This is a genomic window from Pseudomonas sp. NPDC087346 (genome assembly GCF_044744235.1).
Lineage (GTDB): Bacteria > Pseudomonadota > Gammaproteobacteria > Pseudomonadales > Pseudomonadaceae > Aquipseudomonas.
On record NZ_JBIUXX010000047.1, the window covers coordinates 1 to 13,646 of the forward strand.

Sequence of the window (13,646 nt, forward strand, 5' to 3'; positions counted from 1 at the left end):
AGCGCGTACGTCGCCAGTAGCCGAGCGCCGTCATGACCTGATACTCACGGCCCACCGGGTCGTAATAATGCGTATCGGCATAGCCCCACTGCCGAGCACTCACAGTGCATAGCGTTGCACTTCTACCGATCTGAAAAAGCTGTTCCCTATGCGTTGTTTATAGAGCATCAACCCGAGAGTAAAAGCAAAGGTCTGAAATCGTAGCTGGATTGGCCCTGCCAAATCGGACACCAATTCCCGTTAAATTGATGCCTTTACAAGCGCCAAAATTCCGTGGTGAAGGGTATTTCAGCGCACTATTCGGATGCTCCTCGTTGTAGTGATCGAAGGCAATATTGCGGTGGGGGCTGCCTGACTTAAGCAAGTTGACTTAGGCAGACGTACATGGACGCCCTCTATTAGCCAAGCTTTCGTTCAGTAACGGTTTGCAGGTAAAGATTGCACCCGCACATCCGGGCTTTCACCACGAGAGATGCTCGCTGTCCGCGATGGGTTCTGCTGGTCAGTGCTTCAATCGCTTATACGCACTCTAAGTGCCTTGTCCACCGAGGTTGTGCTGACCATGGTCTTACCTGTCTTGCCATCACTAAGTAATTGCCGGTGCAATCGGTGGTGTGATCTACGTCGATGAAATTGGCGACTCGTCTACGCAGTCGTCAATGAATGCCGTAATCAGGTTGGTACTCGCTTTTGTGGGTCCGTAAAGCCCAGACGATCCTGGCCGTCTTGTTGGCTAAAGCCACGGCCGCCACATTGATATTGCGCCGTTTGATTAGCTTGGCCAGCCAGCTATCGGGGGCGTTTTTCTGACTGGCGCGATAGATCACTGAGCGGGAGCCATGAATCATCAAGGTTCGCAGATACGCGTCGCCGCGTTTGCTCATGCCTAGTAACGTTGGCTTCAAGAATCCCTGACGCGCTCGATACAAGGTCAATACAGATTACTGTTTAACATTATTGATCGGCACAACGCGCATCGTTGGACGAGTTACAGTCATCGCAGATGGCCACGGCATCTGCTGCATCATTCTTGTTGCTCTTGGCATAGGGCTTGACGAATTGTGGGGCCATGAGTCGCACGGTATGGTTCAGCGCTTCAAACTTACGGGGCCAGTAGTGAGAACTACTACAAACTTCCATGCCGATCAGGCAGGGCGGTAAGTTGGTAAAAAATACCACAATCTGTTCATGCTTTAGCTGCTTGCGCAATAAGGGCATGCCTCGCTCATCCATGCCATGAATCTGGAACAATTTTTTCGCTAAGTCGATACCAGCGGTTTTGATTTCCATCGCGGATTACCCCTTTTCACAAGTGGAAGGCGATAGCACTCACTTTGGCACAGCGATACGATTACGAGCGGGGGCGTCCATTGCTTACCGCTGAATTCAGGATGGCCGCCTTGAAACGGATGCGCGAAGAGCCGCTTTTCCTACCGCCAAATGGCCGCAACGAACTGGATTCCCGAGAAAAATACCGAGGCCGATCTTACCTTACCCACATCTATCACCCGATGATGAGTCTTGTACTCGGGATGAGTTGAATCAACTTCGGATGGAAAATGACTACTAAAAAAACTGGATGCTTTGGTTTCGAAGAAGCGAGCAGTGCAGCCGACCAGTCAGTCCGGATGGGGGGGGTAAACCGGCGGGCCACCTGACAAGCCCATGCTCCTCGACTATTCGACCAGCGGTGCACAGAAAGTGCCTTCGCGCCTGCTGGACAGTTATCGCGGCTACCAGACGAGCAACGGGAACAAGCTTGCCAGCGATGACCGCAGGATCGGCATAACGTTGCCCGAAGGCGTAAAAAATCCGAGGAAGTCGAAGGTGTTCACAAGGCAGAGGGCGGCGTCTGTTGTTGGCTGTCGAGCCAGCGCAGGACTTCGGCGGTGGTCTGAATCAGATCGGCGGGAATGTACTGGTCGACGTGGCTGTCCTGGTACAGTGCTCGCGCCAGCGGCACGCGTTGCAACACGGGAATATTCTCTTCCTCGGCGATGCGCCGCACTTGCAGGGCGAGTGCCTCTGTGTGTTTCAACGTGACGACCGGCAGCGGCGTCTCACCCTTCACGTAACGAATACCAATGGCGATGTGAGTGGGATTGGCGACAATCACCGAGGAGCGTTTGACGTCGGCGCGCAGGTTGCTCGACTGCAGTTCCTGGTGAAACTGACGCCGTTTGCTTTTGATCTCCGGGCTGCCTTCCATCTCTTTGTACTCGCGTTTGATCTCGTCCTTGCTCATGCGCAATTGCTTGTTGTGCTGGTAACGCTCGAAGGCATAGTCGAGCGCCGAGATCAGCACGAACCCTACGCCGCACACCAGCAGTAACTGCTCAAGCAATAGGCCGATTACCGGCGCGATGCAGCCCATGCCGCAGCCGGGTAACCTGATCAGGGAATCGAGGTTGCCGGCCAAGGTTGCCCACACCAGCAACGACAACAGAGCCACTTTAATGATCGACTTGAGAAAGTCCACCAGGCTGCGGATCGAGAAAATTTTCTTGGCGCCTTCCACCGGGTTGATCTTTTTCAGGTCGGGCTTGATCGACTCGCCGCTGAGCAGGAAACCGTACTGGGCCAGGTGCGCGGCGATGACCACCAGTGCCGCGACGGCCAACAGCGGCAGGCAGAGGTAGACCATCTCCTGGAACAAGTTTTCCACCATCAATTGCAAGGCCAGCCCGAAAGGCAGGTTCAGGTACGTCTCGGGCATCCGCATCAGTTGCCCCAGGTGCTCCATGTAGTATTCGGAAAAACTGATGAGCGTGGCGATCAGCGACAGGATCAGTGCGGTGGACACCACTTCCTTGCTTTTGACCACCTGGCCCTTGGTGCGCGCATCGCGAAGTTTCTTCGGCGTGGGTTGTTCGGTTTTTTCGGCGCTCATGGCGTTTCCAGTACTGGGCGCAGCTGTCTCAGCGGGTCGAGTGCAATCAGCAGGCTGTCATAGGCATATTCCATCAACACGTTCAGGTAAATCACCAACAGCAGGCTGGCGACGATGCTCTTGATTGGCATCGCGAGGATGAACACGTTCAGGGACGGGGCGAAGCGGCTGATCAGGGCCAGGCCGAATTCGGCCAGGAACATGGCGATCAACAGGGGCGCCGCCAGCAGCAGGCACAGGCGCAGCAGTTGCCCGAACTGACCGTAGAAAAAGTCCACCCACTGGCTGCCGATGTAGGGAAAGAAGGCTGCGACCGGCCAACTGACGTAGCTCTGGAATAACGCACCGATCAGCGTCAGAAACGCTCCCCCGGAGAAAAATAGGGTGATCAGGGTTTGCGTCAGCAACAGGCCGGTGGGGCTGGTCTGGCTGCCCAGTGTCGGGTTGAGCGTGGAGGCAATGGATGCGCCGCGTTGGTTGTCAATGATGAAACCGGTCGCCTCGATGGCCCAGAACGGGATCGTTGCGACAAAACCGATCAACAGGCCGAGCAACACCTCTTTGCCGATCAGCATGGCCAGGTCTATGCCGTCGAGCGTCATGGACAGCGTGCCGGCGACTGTCGGGTAGGCAAACAGCGCCAGCGAGCAGGCCACGCCGTTACGAACCAGGCCGCCACCGAGCATTTGTTTGCTCAGGATCGGCATCACCACAAAACAGCTGATGATTCTGGGCAGCAGCAGGGTGTACTCCAGCATGAGCTGTTGCAGGTCCTGAATGCTCATCGCACGAGGGGGATCTTGAGCAGGGTCAGTTCTGCAAAGGCGTAGAGTTCGTTACCCATCCAGCCCGCCGTGGCGAACAGGGTGATGACCACGGCAATCAGCTTGGCGACGAAACCCAGGGTCTGTTCCTGGATCTGGGTCAGCGCCTGCACCAGCGACACCAGGGTGCCGACGGCGGCGGCCATGAGCACGGTGGGCATGGACAGGATCAGCACCAGCCACAGGCTCTGGCTAGTGAAGTGGAGGATCTCGGCGTTGTTCACCCTCAACCTCCGTAACTGATGACAAGGCCGTGGGTCAGCCGCGCCCAGCCGTCGAGCAGGACGAACAGCAGCAGTTTGAACGGCAGGGAAATGGTCATCGGCGAGACCATCATCATCCCCATCGCCAGCAGGATATTGGAGATGATCAGGTCGATAGCGATGAAGGGTAGGTAGATCAGAAAGCCGATTTCGAAGGCGCGGGTCAGCTCACTGACCGTGAAGGCCGGCAGCAGGATCAGCAGGCTGTCGGGATCGAGCCGGTCCGCGTACTCGCTCGGCCAGACCTGTCGGGTGCTGTCGACGAAAAACGCGTGTTCGCGGGCGTGGATCTGTTTCTTCAAAAAGGCCCGATACGGCTCCATGCCCTCGTCGAGAAACTGTTCCACCGACTCGGTCTTGCTCAGGCTGACGTCATGGGTGCGTAGGTAGTCGCGGGTGGCGAAGCCGACGGGCGCCATCACGTACAGGCTCAAGATAATCGCCAGCCCATACATCGCCATGTTCGGCGGAATTTGCTGCACGCCTAAGGCGTTGCGCAGCAGCGAAAACACCACGGTCATCTTGATGAATGAGGTGGCCATGACCGCAATGAACGGCAGCAGCGCCAGCAGCGCCAGCCCGAAGATTAGGCTGAGTTCGTCAGGCAGTTGAATCATGCGGGCAGGTCCTGCAATAGGCGGGTGACGCGCACGCCGAGGCGGTCCTGAATACTCACCAGCTCACCCACGCCCAGGCAGCGCTGGTTGACCAGAATCCGCACCTCGCCTTCGAGCGGGGTGGTCAGGTCGATCAACGACCCCGGTTGTAGGGCGGCGAGAGTGTGCAGGTCGAGAGACTGACGTCCCACTTCGAAGCTGACCTGGACCGGGAGCTGATCAAGACTGGTCAGATCGTGGGTGGTTTCGAGGGGGGCATCGTTGTGCATGGCGAGTAGTTCCAGTTGAGAGTCGTGGTGGCGAAATCGTGCCCAGGGGCGGTCTTCGACCACCCCGAGCAAAGGGCTGGCGGCGTCGTGGTGTGCCGGCAGCAGCAGAAGATCCCCCGTGGCCAGTGAGTGCAGCTGCGTGAGGAGCAGACAGACCGGGCCCCATTGCAGCGAAAGCCGCAGCGCAAGCGCTGTCAGCTCTGCCAAGGGGCGAGCGGGCGTGAAAGCGAGCAGCGCACTCGGGTCACCGACGAACCAGATAACCAGACGTTGCGCGCCGCGTGACAGCGTCAGCGCCAGTGTGGGTGTACCGGCGCCAGGCTCGGGGCGGCACGCTTGAATGCTTTTCCAGATGAGCCCCGGCAACACGGCACTTTCCAGCTCCAGCAAGGCCAGTTGCAGCGGCGCCGGCAGGCTGCTGAACGCCGCTTCTTGCAGGTGGGGCTCAAGCCATCCGGCCAGGGTTGTGCTGTGGCACCGCCAGCGCAGTTCCAGGCCTTGCCAGTGAACAGTCAACAGCACGTCCAGCGCGTCGGGTTGCGGCAGGATTGTCAGCCGGGCTTCACCGTCCGCGAGCGGGTAGCGACTGCGGCAATGGCTGATTTTTTGTTGCAGGGCCAGTTCCGACGCCTCGACGAGGGGCAGCATCAGGTCGCTCATGAGTCTTGCTCCCACTCGTCATACACGTGCCGCCGCTGCCGTGAACCCTGGTCGCTCCCGTGTTGTTGCTGGGTAAAGGTCAATTGAATCGGTTGCCCGGGGTTCAGTCGTTGCAGGCGTTCCATCAGTTCGCCACGGGCGAGTTGCAGTTGCAGCAGGCTGCCGGGGCTGGCCTGGATTTCGATGTGCACGTGGCCGCGTGAATGGACGAGCTGGACATCGATCTGGCCCAATTGCGCCAGATTCACCTGAAGTCGCGTGGTGCTGCCATCGCGGGAAACGCCGGCCTGGATGTGCAGTTGCAGGGTCTGCACCAGCTTGCCGAGGTCCTTGCTGAACGACGGTTGCTCGGTGGTGTTCAACAGGCGTGCGAGCAGCTTGTCACCCGGGGTTTGGCCGGTGCTTGCTGACGGCTTCGGGTCTTCGACCAGTGAATCGAAGGGTGGCTGTTCGTCATGCCCGCCGGAAGAACGGTGTTGGTCCGAGGGCGTTTCGGGGACTAAACTGCTGGCAGGCGCGCCCAGCATGATGGGCAGATTCTGTTCCGAGTTCTTCACGGTTGCCGCGCTGCTGTCACGGTGGCTTGTTCCGGGTTTGGGACGGTCGTTCGACGGCAGTGGCGCCGCGACAATGCCTGTATGAGGGTGGGGCGTGGATGGTCGTTCGGGCGTAGGGCGTGCAACGGGCTCATTGGGTTTGCCGGTCTCGGGCTGTTCGCCGGGCTCGTCGTTTGTGGTCTGCTGATCAGGCGTGGCGGTTTCTGGCGCGGTGCCAGGGAGGCGCGGCCTACGGAGGGGTTCGCGGTCTGTGGCCGTGGAGGGTTCAGCCTGCTCGGCGTCATCGTCCAGTGGGCGCGAAGTGTCCCGAGGCGTTTTGCCCGGCTCACGGGTGTCGAACTTGCGCGAAGCGTCGGTGCGGCGTTTCTCGCCCGCATCAGGGTTGCTGTTCAGTGCACGTTCGAACTCAGCCTGGCTGGTTTTGTCGGCGGCCAGGCATGCCGGGGCCGGTGAGGGTGAGGGTGCAAGGACATCTTGTGTGATGTCCGGTGGAGAAATTCTGCTCATGAAACGGCCTCGACACGACGGAACTCTTCGAGTTCCTGCTCTTCTTTGAACTCAAGCAACATCCGCTCCTCGGCAAGGGCGTGACGGTTCAGCTCGTTGAATTTTTCGACCTGCTGCTGAGCCTCCAACAACTGACGCCGGCTCAGGTGAAGGCGTTCGCGCTCCTGGGTCAGGCTCTGGGCATGTTCGGCAATGGTCTGTTCCAGCGCCGCTTCCTTTTCCCGTAGGCGGGCCACCTGTTGCTGCCATTGCTCAAGCTTTTTACGGTTCATGTGCTCAGCCTTGCAGAGGTCGAACAAACGGCTTTCTTCCACCTGGCGCCACTGCCGGTACGCCTGATGCTCAGCGCTCGCGGATTCATGGGTACGGTGTGCCTCGGCGACCCGCAGCTCCTGGCGTTGCAGCGCCTGTTCGGCGCGCTCCACGCGCAGGCTCTTGATGCGCAGCAAGGTGGGTAGGGTCATCGGGTCAGGCTCGCGAGTTGTTCAAGGCAGCGCGGCAGATCGCTGGGCTCATGCGTGCCCTGGCGCAACCAGGCACGGATCGCGTCCATTTTTTCGATGGCGCGGTCGGCCACGGGGTCTTGGCCTTTTTGGTATTCGCCGATCTTGAGCAGCAACTCGACGTCTTCGTACCGGGCTAGCCACTCGCGTAGCTGGCCGGCGGCGTTGCGGTGTTCAGGGGTCACAATCTGGTTCATCACCCGGCTGACCGAACGCAGCACGTCAATGGCCGGGTAATGGTTGGACGCGGCCAGCTTGCGCGACAGGATGATGTGCCCGTCGAGGATCGAACGGGTTTCATCCGCCACCGGCTCGGTCATGTCGTCGCCTTCGACCAGCACCGTGTACAGCGCGGTGATGGAGCCTTTGTCCGATTGGCCGGCGCGCTCCATCAACCGGGGCAGGGCGGCGAATACGGAGGGCGGATAGCCGCGTCGGGTCGGCGGTTCGCCCGCAGCCAGGCCAATCTCGCGCTGGGCCCTGGCAAACCGCGTAACGGAGTCCATCAGCAGCAGGACGCGTTTGCCCTGGTCGCGAAAGTACTCGGCAATCGTGGTGGCGACAAACCCGGCCTTGGCGCGTTCCATAGCCGGGCGGTCCGAAGTGGCGACCACCAGCACCGAGCGTTTGAGGCCTTGCTCCCCGAGGTCGGACTCGATGAACTCGCGGACTTCACGCCCGCGCTCACCCACCAGCGCCAGCACGATGACGTCGACGTCCGCAGAGCGCATCAAGGTCGCAAGCAACGTACTTTTACCGCCGCCGGCCGCCGCGAAAATCCCCATGCGCTGGCCTTCACCGCAGGTCAGCAGACCGTCGATGGTGCGCACGCCGAGGGAAATCGGCCGCTCGATCAGGTTGCGGCTCATGGGGTCGGGTGCGTCGCGGTACACCGGATACCAGGCCGCGGGTTCACCCAGGCTAATGCCGTTGAGCGGCTGGCCGAGGCCGTTAAGTACTTGGCCCAGCAAATGATCGCCCACGCCGACCTGATGCATGGTGCCGGTCGGACTGACTTCAGTGTTTGAGGAAATGCCGAGCATTTCACCCAGCGGGGTCAAGAGCGCCTGGTGCTGCTGAAAGCCAATGACTTCGGCCATCAGCGACAGTGAATGATCCGGGTTGCGCAGTTGGCACAGTTCACCCACACGCGCTCCTGGCACCACCGCTTTGAGCAGTGTGCCGGTGACCTGGGTGACCCGGCCGCGAATTTGGATCAGCCGACATTTATCGATGGCCTGCTGCATCTGGCCGGTGATGTGTTCGAGTGAGAGGTGCATGGTCGGCTTGGGTATGGGACTGGTGGCCACTATAGATAAAGGCCCGCTTGGGTAATTTCAGTCCCGGTCGCAAGTTTTTAGAAATTGGTTGGCGCTAGGCCTAAAAAAATGCGACCGATTTTGGCAGAGCCCCCGGCGGACGAGTTTCTACAATGGCACCCACACCACCGTTGCCTGCAAATGAGTGCCCCTATGGCCAATATTCAGAGTGTCGTCCCTGCGGCGACGTTGCCGGATCGACAGATCGAACCGACCATTGCGCGCGACAGCCGGCTGACCGGCAGTTTCCAGGGTGTACGTGTGCAGTACATTTCCACCAGCCAGTCCATGGCGGACTCCGCTGAGGAACTGACCTTCGTGTTCTCCGAGCGGGTCGAGAAGTCGCTGACCAAGCGCAGTGTCAGCGACGGCCAAACGCGACTGAATGAAATCCTCGAGATGCTGGAGGAGCACCTCAAGAAAGTCCCGGACCTGGAGTCCCAGCAAAAACTCGAAGCCCTGGTTGCGCACCTCGGCAGTGGGCAATTGAACAACCTGGCGCAGCTCAAGGCGTACCTCAAAGGGTTCTCCCGCGAGATCAGCCACCAGTTTGTTGCTCTTTCGCATGCGCGCCAGGAACTGGCTGGCAAGACCGACGCCCGGGCGATGGTCGAGCTGATTGACCAGGCGCTGCTGGAAATGGCCCAGGAGCATGGCCACGCCATTGAACTGGGCTTGCAGATCGGGCCGCTGGCCAAGGAAGCGGCCGAGCAGGGCGTCGGCGACATCCAGTCGTTGCGTGACACCTACCGCGATGCCGTTATGGACTATCGGGGCCTGGCCGCTGCCTGGAACGACATTCATGCGCGCTTCGGCAGTTCGACGCTCGACGGCGTGACGGGATTCCTGATGAAAGCCTTGAGCGCCGACCTGGACAGTCAGCAGACCCGGCTCGACCCGATCAAGCTCGAACGGGTCATGAGCGACATGCACAAGTTGCGGGTGCTGACGGGCATGTCGGATCAGGTCAATGCCCTGTGGCAGGTGCTGGTAACGGGGGAGCGAGGTCATGGCGTACGGGCCTTCTGACTTGATGGGCGGGCTGATCGGCCTGATCGACAAACGCTGGGCGAATGTTCAGGACGTGCAGCGACTGATCGTGCCGCTGGCGATCAAGGATGCTGCGCGTCAGATCCATTTCTTTCGCGAGATCAAGCGTCTGATCCGGCTGATCCCCACGGAAATTTTCACCGATGAGGAGCAGCGTCAGAACCTGCTCAATGCCTGTCAGCTCGCGCTGGACCTGGCCATCGACCAGGAAGAAGACGAATGGCAAGCATAATGAGTAAACGACATGCACTGGATTGACCAAGCACTGGCTCAGTTTTGTCAGGAACTGGGGGTGGCCGTACCGGCTCCGGCGGGGGTGCTGATTCAGCTGGAGTTCGAGGAAACCGGCACGCTGCAACTCGAACAGCATGATCGCAAGCTGACGCTTTGGTTGGCCGTGGACCTGGAATGGCATCAGGTTCACCAAGGCGTGATTCGAGCCCTGGCACTGACGTTTAGCCGCACCGGGCCGGAGTTGCCGTTGCGTTGCGGGTGGGCGGCCGACACGCGACTGTTGCTGTTGATCACCCTGGATGAGCGGCGCGTCACCGCCCCGGTATTGCATCAGGCGTTCCGTACCTTGAGCTCGGCGCGTCACGCGGTGCTTGAGCAGTGAGTCGGATCAGCGCCCCGCACATCGGTATTGAGCACCTGACCGAGGTCGGCGATCAGCATCAGGCATTAGGCTTGCCCGAGCGCTATGTGCTGCCGCCCGACGGCCACTCCATCGAAGCTCACCTCGACAATCTCTACCCAGCGGACCTTGCCGGGCGCCAGCTGCTAGCGTTTGCCTGTCCCCACGAGGGCTTCCACGAGTTGCTCCGGCCACAGGCATTTCGCCAGGCCCTGACAGACCTCAAACAGCAGGTCTCTTCATCCGATGCGCCCGAGTTTCGGGCGGTATCGGCGCTGCTGCAAGCGCGCAGTGAAGATGAGTATCTGCTGCAGATGGCCCTCCATTTGCTGCACAAGGTATGACCCTCATGATGTTGAAACCGGTACAGCAAGACCTGCTGCTACTGCTCGGCTGGCTACAGCTGCAGTGCGGCCAGCCAGGTCGTGCGCGAATATTCCTTGAAGCCCTGCTGATCGTTGAGCCGGCCCATCGCCAGGCGCGACGTGCGCTGGTGGTGGCGTTGTTGCAGCTGGAAGAGGGCGAGCTGGCCGAGGGGCATTGCGACCGGTTGCTGGCTGAAGGCGAGGGCGACCTTGCGCTGTGGGGCTGTGTCAGCCGTGCGTGCCAGTTACAGGGGCGGATCGCCGATGCGCGCGTTGCTCACGAACGATTTTTGAGCCAGCGGGAGTCTCATGAAGGAGCTCTCTGATTTTCTGAGGCGGGTAGGCGAGCGCCAGGACATCATGCTGGCGGTGATGCTGCTGGCCGTTGTGTTCATGATGATCCTGCCGCTGCCGCCGTTCCTGCTGGATATCCTGATTGCGATCAACATCACGGTGTCGGTGGTGTTGATGATGATGTCGGTCTACATCAGCTCGCCGTTGCAGTTTTCGGTATTCCCCGCAGTGTTGTTGATTACCACGTTGTTCCGGCTGGCGTTGTCGGTCAGTACCACGCGGATGATTTTGCTGGAGGCCGACGCCGGCCAGATCGTCTACACGTTCGGAAATTTTGTCGTGGGCGGCAATCTGGTGGTGGGTTGCATCATCTTCCTGATCATCACCATTGTGCAGTTCCTGGTGATCACCAAAGGCGCCGAGCGTGTCGCTGAAGTGAGTGCGCGGTTTTCCCTGGACGCCATGCCTGGCAAGCAGATGAGTATCGATGGCGACATGCGGGCCGGCGTCATCGACGTCAACGAGGCACGCGACCGGCGGGCGGTGATCGAGAAAGAGAGCCAGATGTTCGGCTCGATGGACGGCGCGATGAAGTTCGTCAAAGGCGATGCGATTGCAGGCCTGATCATCATCTTCATCAACATTCTGGCGGGTATCACCATCGGCGTGACCCAGAAGGGCCTGAGCGCCGGCGATGCCTTGCAGCTCTATTCGGTGCTGACCATCGGCGATGGCATGGTCAGCCAGGTGCCGGCCCTGTTGATCGCCATCACGGCCGGGATCATCGTGACCCGGGACTCCTCGGATGGCACCTCGGACCTGGGCAGTGACATCGGCGACCAAGTGGTGGCGCAGCCCAAGGCGTTGCTGATCGGTGGCGTGCTGCTGGTGTTGTTCGGGCTGATTCCGGGGTTTCCGACCGTGACCTTCATCCTGCTGGCGGCGCTGGTGGGCGGGGGGGGGTACTTCATGCTGTTGCGCCAGCGCGGGCTGGCGGCCGAGGACAATCCCAGGGATTTGCCGACCTTGTTGGCACAAGGCGCAGGTGCTGCTTCTTCGGCCAAGCCCAAAGCCAAGTCGTCGGGCAGCAAGCCCAAGGGCACGCGGCTGGGGGACAAGGAAGAGTTCGCCATGACCGTGCCCCTGCTGATCGATGTGGACGCGAGCATGCAGCAGGAACTGGAGGCGTTTGCGCTCAATGATGAGCTGGTGCGGGTGCGGCGTGCCCTTTATCTGGACTTTGGTGTGCCGTTTCCGGGTATTCACCTGCGCTTCAATGAAGGTTTGAAGGGCGGCGAGTACCTGATTCAGTTGCAAGAGGTGCCGGTGGCCCGTGGGCGTCTGCGCAGTGCGCGGTTGCTGGTGCAGGAGCGGGCCAGCCAGCTGGAACTGATAGGTGTGCCATTCGATGAAGGCGAGCCGGTGCTGCCGGGCCAACCGACGTTGTGGGTCGGCGCCGAGCACGAAGGGCGGTTGGAGCGATCCGGTTGTGCGTTCCTGAGCATGGATCAGGTGCTGACTTGGCACCTGTCCCACGTTCTGCGTGAGTACGCCGAGGATTTCATCGGCATCCAGGAAACCCGTTACCTGCTGGAGCAGATGGAACACAGCTACTCGGAACTGGTGAAGGAGGCCCAGCGCATCATTCCGTTGCAGCGCATGACCGAAATCCTCCAGCGTCTGGTGGGTGAGGATATCTCGATCCGCAACCTGCGGGCGATTCTGGAAGCCATGGTGGAGTGGGGTCAGAAAGAGAAGGACGTGGTGCAACTGACCGAGTACATCCGCAGCAGCCTCAAACGCTACATTTGCTACAAATATTCGAGCGGCAACAACATCCTGCCGGCCTATCTGCTGGACCAACTGGTGGAAGAGCAAATCCGTGGCGGCATTCGCCAGACCAGTGCCGGCAGCTATCTGGCGCTGGACCCGGCCGTCACCCAATCCTTTCTTGAGCAAGTCCGGCTGACCGTCGGCGACCTTTCGCAGATGCAGAGCAAGCCGGTGCTGATCGTCTCGATGGACATCCGCCGCTACGTGCGTAAGTTGATCGAAGGCGACTACTACGGTTTGCCGGTGCTTTCGTATCAGGAGCTGACCCAGCAGATCAACATTCAGCCGTTGGGCCGAGTTTCGTTATGACCCGCGACCCGTTGACTGACTGGCTGCAAGCGCGGGGTTATGACATCCATCCGCATTTTCTGCGCCAGAGTGCGTTGCCGCTGGGCTGGAAGTTCGTGCATGGCGGCTGCGAACTGGCCTGGCGCTCTGAGGGCGCGCGGGTCTGGATCGTCATGCTGCGCCGTGCCGACGGGCGTCATGGCCTGGGCAACTCCTTTGCGGCGCTGTATGTGCTGGCCGAGGCGGTCCTCGCAGTGCTGGGGCCACAGGCCTGTTTGTACGGCCAGGTGCAGGCGATGGCGGGGAGCCCGCTGGAGGGCGCACGGATGGAGCGTTTCTATCGCCATTGGACCGGCGCCGCCGAACCGCAGTCCGGCTGGTTCGAGCTGGAGGCCGGGCGGGTGTGCTCGCTGCAGTCCATGAGAAAACGACAAAAAATCGACCGTACCTGACAGGAAGCCAGGCGCCCTGTCCCTACTATAGGAGCCATGGACATGTACGACGAAACCTACGCCAAAACCCTCCAAGCTGCCGAGCAGGCCATTGAAGACAATGAGCATCGCGCGCGCTTGCTCACGGAAATGTGGGAGGGCTTGGGCTTGCCCGATGAGGTCTGTGACCAGGTCTTTCGGTCACGGGATCAGGCGCTGGTCCAGGTAGCGGAACAGGAACTGTTGCAGGAAGTGCAACGGATGCGGATCAACCGTCAACCGGTTGCGGATGAAGGCAAACGACTGCGCCGTCCGGCGTCAATGCGTGGACTTCTGGTGTAA

General features: G+C 60.2%; 16 protein-coding genes and 1 pseudogene. 8 read left to right on the forward strand and 9 right to left on the reverse strand.

What is annotated here, in order from left to right; all coding sequences use genetic code 11:
* Window positions 1-656: 656 nt before the first annotated feature.
* The 9 genes and pseudogenes from ACIOZM_RS23235 to sctN all read right to left on the reverse strand — a co-directional run bounded on the left by ACIOZM_RS23235 (window position 657) and on the right by sctN (window position 8,370).
* A pseudogene (locus ACIOZM_RS23235) lies at window positions 657-1,290 on the reverse strand (transposase).
* 541 nt (window positions 1,291-1,831) lie between these two features.
* Window positions 1,832-2,890, reverse strand: coding sequence for a type III secretion system export apparatus subunit SctU (sctU, locus tag ACIOZM_RS23240; RefSeq protein WP_401217749.1), 1,059 nt, complete (start codon window positions 2,888-2,890; stop codon window positions 1,832-1,834).
* Window positions 2,887-3,675, reverse strand: a complete 789-nt coding sequence (sctT, locus tag ACIOZM_RS23245) for a type III secretion system export apparatus subunit SctT (protein ID WP_401217752.1) — start codon at window positions 3,673-3,675, stop codon at window positions 2,887-2,889. Before sctT ends, sctU begins: the two co-directional genes overlap by 4 nt.
* Window positions 3,672-3,938, reverse strand: a complete 267-nt coding sequence (gene sctS, locus ACIOZM_RS23250; protein ID WP_076963264.1) for a type III secretion system export apparatus subunit SctS — start codon at window positions 3,936-3,938, stop codon at window positions 3,672-3,674. Before sctS ends, sctT begins: the two co-directional genes overlap by 4 nt.
* 2 nt (window positions 3,939-3,940) lie before the next feature.
* Complete coding sequence (gene sctR, locus ACIOZM_RS23255) at window positions 3,941-4,594, reverse strand: type III secretion system export apparatus subunit SctR (RefSeq protein WP_401217755.1); 654 nt, start codon at window positions 4,592-4,594, stop codon at window positions 3,941-3,943.
* Window positions 4,591-5,523, reverse strand: coding sequence for a type III secretion system cytoplasmic ring protein SctQ (gene sctQ / locus ACIOZM_RS23260; protein WP_401217758.1), 933 nt, complete (start codon window positions 5,521-5,523; stop codon window positions 4,591-4,593). The genes sctR and sctQ overlap by 4 nt, the downstream gene beginning before the upstream one ends.
* Window positions 5,520-6,587: a type III secretion system needle length determinant gene (locus ACIOZM_RS23265; protein WP_401217761.1), complete on the reverse strand. Its 1,068-nt coding sequence runs from the start codon at window positions 6,585-6,587 to the stop codon at window positions 5,520-5,522. Before ACIOZM_RS23265 ends, sctQ begins: the two co-directional genes overlap by 4 nt.
* Complete coding sequence (locus ACIOZM_RS23270) at window positions 6,584-7,051, reverse strand: type III secretion protein (RefSeq protein WP_401217764.1); 468 nt, start codon at window positions 7,049-7,051, stop codon at window positions 6,584-6,586. Before ACIOZM_RS23270 ends, ACIOZM_RS23265 begins: the two co-directional genes overlap by 4 nt.
* Window positions 7,048-8,370, reverse strand: coding sequence for a type III secretion system ATPase SctN (gene sctN, locus ACIOZM_RS23275; protein WP_401217767.1), 1,323 nt, complete (start codon window positions 8,368-8,370; stop codon window positions 7,048-7,050). The genes ACIOZM_RS23270 and sctN overlap by 4 nt, the downstream gene beginning before the upstream one ends.
* 192 nt (window positions 8,371-8,562) lie before the next feature.
* Here sctN and sctW point away from each other — a divergent pair, with 192 nt between their 5' ends.
* The 8 genes from sctW to ACIOZM_RS23315 are packed head-to-tail and all read left to right on the forward strand — an operon-like array spanning window position 8,563 to window position 13,646.
* Entirely contained in the window at window positions 8,563-9,438 is an 876-nt protein-coding gene (sctW, locus tag ACIOZM_RS23280) for a type III secretion system gatekeeper subunit SctW (protein ID WP_401217770.1), read from the forward strand.
* Entirely contained in the window at window positions 9,419-9,691 is a 273-nt protein-coding gene (locus ACIOZM_RS23285; protein ID WP_401217772.1) for a TyeA family type III secretion system gatekeeper subunit, read from the forward strand. Before sctW ends, ACIOZM_RS23285 begins: the two co-directional genes overlap by 20 nt.
* 12 nt (window positions 9,692-9,703) lie before the next feature.
* Window positions 9,704-10,075, forward strand: coding sequence for a type III secretion chaperone SycN (sycN, locus tag ACIOZM_RS23290; protein WP_401217775.1), 372 nt, complete (start codon window positions 9,704-9,706; stop codon window positions 10,073-10,075).
* The gene (locus tag ACIOZM_RS23295) at window positions 10,072-10,437 is read left to right on the forward strand and encodes a YscX family type III secretion protein (protein WP_401217778.1); all 366 of its coding nucleotides are present in this window, start codon (window positions 10,072-10,074) and stop codon (window positions 10,435-10,437) included. Before sycN ends, ACIOZM_RS23295 begins: the two co-directional genes overlap by 4 nt.
* 5 nt (window positions 10,438-10,442) lie before the next feature.
* Window positions 10,443-10,784, forward strand: a complete 342-nt coding sequence (locus tag ACIOZM_RS23300; protein ID WP_401217780.1) for a type III secretion protein — start codon at window positions 10,443-10,445, stop codon at window positions 10,782-10,784.
* Window positions 10,768-12,894 (forward strand): type III secretion system export apparatus subunit SctV, encoded by a 2,127-nt coding sequence (gene sctV, locus ACIOZM_RS23305; protein ID WP_401217783.1) that lies wholly within the window; start codon window positions 10,768-10,770, stop codon window positions 12,892-12,894. Before ACIOZM_RS23300 ends, sctV begins: the two co-directional genes overlap by 17 nt.
* Window positions 12,891-13,325: an LcrR family type III secretion system chaperone gene (locus ACIOZM_RS23310; RefSeq protein ID WP_401217786.1), complete on the forward strand. Its 435-nt coding sequence runs from the start codon at window positions 12,891-12,893 to the stop codon at window positions 13,323-13,325. Before sctV ends, ACIOZM_RS23310 begins: the two co-directional genes overlap by 4 nt.
* 42 nt (window positions 13,326-13,367) lie before the next feature.
* The gene (locus tag ACIOZM_RS23315) at window positions 13,368-13,646 is read left to right on the forward strand and encodes an LcrG family type III secretion system chaperone (protein WP_401217789.1); all 279 of its coding nucleotides are present in this window, start codon (window positions 13,368-13,370) and stop codon (window positions 13,644-13,646) included.

Bases quoted from the DNA above. Each gene is read 5' to 3' on its own strand.
- ACIOZM_RS23300 (WP_401217780.1), top strand. From the start codon at position 10,443: ATGATGTTGAAACCGGTACAGCAAGACCTGCTGCTACTGCTCGGCTGG.
- sctW (WP_401217770.1), top strand. From the start codon at position 8,563: ATGGCCAATATTCAGAGTGTCGTCCCTGCGGCGACGTTGCCGGATCGA.
- sycN (WP_401217775.1), top strand. From the start codon at position 9,704: ATGCACTGGATTGACCAAGCACTGGCTCAGTTTTGTCAGGAACTGGGG.
- sctU (WP_401217749.1), bottom strand. From the start codon at position 2,890: ATGAGCGCCGAAAAAACCGAACAACCCACGCCGAAGAAACTTCGCGAT.
- sctR (WP_401217755.1), bottom strand. From the start codon at position 4,594: ATGATTCAACTGCCTGACGAACTCAGCCTAATCTTCGGGCTGGCGCTG.
- ACIOZM_RS23285 (WP_401217772.1), top strand. From the start codon at position 9,419: ATGGCGTACGGGCCTTCTGACTTGATGGGCGGGCTGATCGGCCTGATC.
- sctN (WP_401217767.1), bottom strand. From the start codon at position 8,370: ATGCACCTCTCACTCGAACACATCACCGGCCAGATGCAGCAGGCCATC.
- sctV (WP_401217783.1), top strand. From the start codon at position 10,768: ATGAAGGAGCTCTCTGATTTTCTGAGGCGGGTAGGCGAGCGCCAGGAC.
- ACIOZM_RS23265 (WP_401217761.1), bottom strand. From the start codon at position 6,587: ATGAGCAGAATTTCTCCACCGGACATCACACAAGATGTCCTTGCACCC.
- ACIOZM_RS23315 (WP_401217789.1), top strand. From the start codon at position 13,368: ATGTACGACGAAACCTACGCCAAAACCCTCCAAGCTGCCGAGCAGGCC.
- sctT (WP_401217752.1), bottom strand. From the start codon at position 3,675: ATGAGCATTCAGGACCTGCAACAGCTCATGCTGGAGTACACCCTGCTG.
- ACIOZM_RS23270 (WP_401217764.1), bottom strand. From the start codon at position 7,051: ATGACCCTACCCACCTTGCTGCGCATCAAGAGCCTGCGCGTGGAGCGC.
- ACIOZM_RS23310 (WP_401217786.1), top strand. From the start codon at position 12,891: ATGACCCGCGACCCGTTGACTGACTGGCTGCAAGCGCGGGGTTATGAC.
- sctQ (WP_401217758.1), bottom strand. From the start codon at position 5,523: ATGAGCGACCTGATGCTGCCCCTCGTCGAGGCGTCGGAACTGGCCCTG.